The organism is Sphingopyxis sp., from assembly GCF_036402335.1.
Lineage (GTDB): Bacteria > Pseudomonadota > Alphaproteobacteria > Sphingomonadales > Sphingomonadaceae > Sphingopyxis.
In genome coordinates, this window is the sequence record NZ_DASWTD010000248.1 from 1 (window position 1) to 4,642 (window position 4,642).

Annotated in this window: 6 protein-coding genes; 3 read left to right on the forward strand and 3 right to left on the reverse strand. The window is 64.3% G+C overall.

Features of this window, described 5'->3' with window-relative positions; genetic code table 11:
- Nucleotides 1-79: 79 nt before the first annotated feature.
- Nucleotides 80-898, reverse strand: coding sequence for an SDR family NAD(P)-dependent oxidoreductase (locus tag VGD20_RS07850; protein ID WP_331133912.1), 819 nt, complete (start codon nucleotides 896-898; stop codon nucleotides 80-82).
- 315 nt (nucleotides 899-1,213) lie between these two features.
- Here VGD20_RS07850 and VGD20_RS07855 point away from each other — a divergent pair, with 315 nt between their 5' ends.
- The gene (locus VGD20_RS07855; protein WP_037511307.1) at nucleotides 1,214-1,741 is read left to right on the forward strand and encodes a CarD family transcriptional regulator; all 528 of its coding nucleotides are present in this window, start codon (nucleotides 1,214-1,216) and stop codon (nucleotides 1,739-1,741) included.
- A gap of 179 nt (nucleotides 1,742-1,920) precedes the next feature.
- On the opposite strand, the gene truA is transcribed toward VGD20_RS07855, so the two are convergent.
- Nucleotides 1,921-2,661 carry a tRNA pseudouridine(38-40) synthase TruA gene (truA, locus tag VGD20_RS07860; protein WP_331133913.1) on the reverse strand — a complete coding sequence of 247 codons (741 nt, stop codon included), beginning with the start codon at nucleotides 2,659-2,661 and terminating at the stop codon, nucleotides 1,921-1,923.
- Entirely contained in the window at nucleotides 2,658-3,578 is a 921-nt protein-coding gene (fmt, locus tag VGD20_RS07865) for a methionyl-tRNA formyltransferase (protein ID WP_331133916.1), read from the reverse strand. The genes truA and fmt overlap by 4 nt, the downstream gene beginning before the upstream one ends.
- A gap of 35 nt (nucleotides 3,579-3,613) precedes the next feature.
- On the opposite strand from fmt, the gene recR reads away from it, so the two are divergent.
- Entirely contained in the window at nucleotides 3,614-4,210 is a 597-nt protein-coding gene (gene recR, locus VGD20_RS07870; RefSeq protein ID WP_331133914.1) for a recombination mediator RecR, read from the forward strand.
- Between the two features lie 53 nt (nucleotides 4,211-4,263).
- A complete protein-coding gene (locus tag VGD20_RS07875; RefSeq protein WP_331133915.1) occupies nucleotides 4,264-4,545 on the forward strand; it encodes a hypothetical protein in 282 nt (93 codons plus the stop codon).
- Nucleotides 4,546-4,642 lie beyond the last annotated feature (97 nt).

Here is a 4,642-nt window from a genome sequence, read left to right on the forward strand (position 1 = left end):
TTACGCTCTGGGCCCCGGCTTTCGCCGGGGTACGCGACGGGAATGGCAGCTCCCGGTCGTTTGCGGTCGAAAACCGCCTTCAGGACGCGCTCGTCGCCTTCATCTGCGCCGCATAGCCCGCTTGTACCATCGCGCTCATCCGGTCGAACAGCGCGTCGGGGTCGCTACGGCGGAGGCCAGCGATCATTGCTTCGGCGCCCTCGGCAACAACCAGTTCACGTATACCCGCATCGACCGCGGCGAGCATCTGCGCTGCCGCGGCGTCGGGCGACAGGCCGTTCTCGATCGCCGCGTCGCTTGTCCCCCGCACGCTGCCGTCGGCGTTCAGCGCGTTGCGGCTGACGTTGGTGCGCACCGATCCGGGCGCAACGACGAGTATCTTCAGCCCCAGATGCTCATTCTCCGCGCGGACGGCGTCATGATAGCCGATCAGGCCGTGCTTCGCGGCCGAATAGGCACTGCGAAGCGGCACACCGGCGATCCCCGCGACGCTCGATATCGCGACGATCTGTCCGCCTCCCGCACCGACCATGCGCGGCAGCAGGGCTTGCGTCAGCGCGATGGGAGCGAGCAGGTCGATCGCGATAATCTGCTGATAGACCGAAAAGTCCGTCTCGATCGCCAGGCTGCGCTGCGAAATGCCGGCATTGTTGACGAGGCCGTCGATGCGGCCATGCCAGGACCATGCCTGTTCGGCGAGCCCGGGAATCGCTTCATAGCCGGTCGCCTCGAACGGCAGCACCAGCGTCTCGGTGTCGCATTCGGCGGCGACGGTTTCGAGAGCCGCGATGTTGCGACCCGACAGGATCAGCTTTGCTCCGCGCGCCGCGAGCGCGCGTGCCAATGCCGCTCCAATGCCCGACGAAGCCCCGGTAATCCACCAGACTTGATCCTTCATTTCTTCATCCCCATCTGCCTCTTTGTCCCAGCGTGAAACGGCCGCCAGGGGTCGTCAAGGCGCCGCCCCACGGATTTCCGCGCGGGGGTGGCAATTTTGTTGCGAATCTGTTATAATAAATATCAACACGCCGACATTCTGCCTCTTCCCGCCGCTCGGGCTGGGGCGCATTCGGCGTTTCCGATGGAGCCATATCCCTTGTCACTCTGACTGGCTAGCGCCGCCCGAATGCCCATCCCCCTCGATACGGAGGGCCGGATGTCCCGGTGTTGTCGCAGTTTCCGATCAGGGTCAAGGCACAAGAAAGGAATTTGCATGTCCGTGAACACGCTCTTGTTCGAAGTCGGTGATTATGTCGTTTATCCGAAACATGGCGTGGGGCGCGTCATCGAATTGCAGCGGTCGGAAATCGCCGGCATGCAACTCGAACTTTATGTCCTGCGCTTCGAAAAGGAAAAAATGACGCTTCGCGTGCCGACGAACAAGGCCGAAGGCGTGGGCATGCGCAAGCTGTCGTCGGACAAGACGCTGAAAGAAGCGCTGCAGGTTCTGACCACCAAGCCCAAGGTGAAGCGCACCATGTGGTCGCGCCGCGCGCAGGAATATGAAGCGAAGATCAATTCGGGCGACCTCGTGTCGATCGCCGAAGTGACGCGCGACCTGTTCCGCGCCGACGACCAGCCCGAGCAGAGCTATTCGGAACGCCAGATCTTCGAAGCGGCATCGAGCCGCCTCGCGCGCGAACTCGGCGCGATGGAGGAAAGCGACGAAAAGACCGCGCAGGCGAAGATCCTCCAGATCCTCAACGAACATGCGCCGCTGTATTACGCCGAGAAGGTGTAAGCCCGCAGCACAGCGATAACGTAAAAAGGGCGGTCCGGAAGGGCCGCCCTTTTTCTATGTGTACGTCCTACTTCGTCATGCCGGACTTGATCCGGCATCCATTGCGGCGCGGACGTCGCGGACCCCGGATCAAGCCCGGGGTGACGAAAGATGAAATGCGGCTTCCATGGGGCCTGACCCTAAGGATAAGTTGCGCTAACGAAATAGAGTCCGTCGGGCGGCGCGTTAAGACCCAGTGCGTTGCGGTCGGCGGCATCGAGCGCCGCCTTCAGGTCGCGCGCCGACCATTTGCCATAGCCGACGAGCGCGAGGCAGCCGACCATCGAGCGCACCTGATGGTGGAGGAAGCTCCGTGCGGCAGCCTCGACGATGATCTCGTCGCCGTGACGGCTGATGGTCAGCTTGTCGAGCGTCTTCACCGGGCTTTGCGACTGGCAATGCGCCGACCGAAAGGTCGTGAAATCGTGGAGGCCGATCAGTTGCTGCGCCGCGGCGTGCATCGCATCGGCATCGAGCGGCCGCGCGACCTGCCACGACAAGCCCTTGTCCCACGTCAGCGGGGCGCGGCGGTTGACGATGCGGTACTCGTACGACCGTCCGGTGCAGGCGAAACGCGCGTGCCAGTCGTCGGGAACGATTTCGCACGCCACGATGGCGACCGGCGCAGGCCGAAGTTGCGCATTCAGCGCCTCGGTCAGCTTGAACGGGGTCAGCGGCTTTTCGATGTCGACATGCGCGCGCATCGCGATCGCATGGACCCCGGCATCGGTGCGCCCGGCACTGAACACCTGCACCGTTTCGGCCGTGAAGCGGTGGATCGCTTCCTCGATGACCTGCTGCACGCTGGGGCCGTGCGCCTGCCGCTGCCAGCCCATGAAGGGGCGGCCGTCATATTCGATGGTGAGCGCGAAACGCGTCATGCGAGGCGCGTGCCCGCCGCGATCGGGCGGCCGCGGAGCAGTTCGGCGGCGTCCATCGCGGGCTTGCCGGCGCGCTGGACACGCGTCGCGCGGATCGCGCCGGGGTTGCAGGCTATGGTGAGGCTGTCGTCGAGGGTGACACCCGGCGCTGCGCCCGCGACGGTTTCGGCTGGAGGGACGACCTCGGCGGCAAGCAGCTTGTAGCGTTCGCCTTCCAGTTCGAAAAAGGCGCCCGGCATCGGGTTGAAGGCACGAATTTGCCGCTCGACCTGCACCGCGCTGGTCAGGAAATCGAGCCGCGCTTCGCTCTTGTCGATCTTTGCGGCGTAGGTCACGCCTTCCTCGGGCTGCGGTTCGGGCATGAAGGCGTGGAGATCGCTCAACGCCTTCACCATCATCAGCGCGCCCATTTCGGCGAGTTCGTGCGTTAGCATGCCGGCGGTCTTGCCGGCAACGGGCGTCGCCTCAATCAGCCGCATCGCGCCGGTGTCGAGCCCGATGTCCATCTGCATGATCGTGACGCCCGTTTCGGTATCACCCGCAAGGATCGCGCGCTGCACCGGCGCCGCACCGCGCCAGCGCGGCAGGATCGAGCCATGGACGTTGAGGCAGCCCTCGCGCGGGGCACCCAGGATCGCTTGCGGCAGGATCAGGCCATAAGCCGCGACCACCGCGACATCGAGGTCGAGCGCCGCGAATTCGGCCTGCGCTTCTTCGCCCTTCAGGCTCTTGGGCGTGCGGACGGGCAGGTCATGTTCCTCAGCCCAGACCTGCACCGGGCTTTTCTGCAATTTCTTGCCGCGCTGCGCGGGACGCGGCGGCTGGCTGTAGACGGCCACGATATCATGGCCCGCTGCGTGGAGCGCGGCGAGCGTCGGTACCGCGAACGGCGGCGTTCCCATAAAGGCGATGCGCATTGTCATTTCTCGCGCGCCGCTTAAGACCATCCGTCATGGCATCGCAAGAGATTGAAGCGCTCGTCCAGCAACTCGCCCGCTTGCCGGGGCTTGGCCCGCGCTCGGCGCGCCGCGCCGTGCTGCACCTGATGAAGAAGCGCGAGAGCAGTTTCGCGCCGCTGCTCGCAGCGCTTCAGACTGTATCCGAACGGCTTGTGACCTGCACCATCTGCGGGAATGTCGACACGCAGGACCCGTGCGCGATCTGCGCCGATCCGCGCCGCGATGCGCGCAGCCTGTGTGTCGTCGAGGAGGTGTCCGACCTGTGGGCGCTCGACAAATCGCGGCTGTTCCCGGGCAAATATCATGTCCTCGGCGGGCGGCTCTCGGCGCTGGAGGGTGTGCGGCCGCAGGATCTCAGCATCGACGCGCTCGTTGCGCGCGTCGCCGCTGGCGGGATCGACGAGGTCGTGCTCGCGATGAACGCGACGCTGGAAGGCCAGACGACCGCGCATTACCTGGCGGAGCGGCTCGAGGACTATCCGGTGCGGCTGACGCAACTCGCGCACGGCCTGCCGGTCGGCGGCGAACTCGATTATCTCGACGAGGGGACGCTGGCGCAGGCGCTGCGAGCGCGGCGGCCGGTGGGGTAATGAAGATCGCGAGGCAAATCTGGATTTTGGCGCGCGGTTGGACGGATGGGGTCTTGCGTGATTCCGCTTCACGCGTCGAATTGACGTTACTCCCCGGGATGCTGCCATTTCTTCCGTTGGCACTCATTGACCATCAATTTTCGCGAGCATGGATCTTCGCTGCGGTTTGGTTTGTGGCGTGGACGATCTTCGCCTCTTGGCGTTATCTGCGTTATCTCAAAGAGATATCTATCAAGGGCGATCGCCATTTCGACCGTGTTGGCAAATATGATCTCCCACCCGAATATGCCGATAGCGAAAGCGCGACAGCGGCGAGGCAGCGGCGCAAACGGTAGGTTAGCCCCCTTGACCGGGCGCCCCCTCGATCATACCTGATCCCCCATGGCCTTACTCCCTATCATAGAGACCCCGGATCCCCGGCTGCGCGTCATT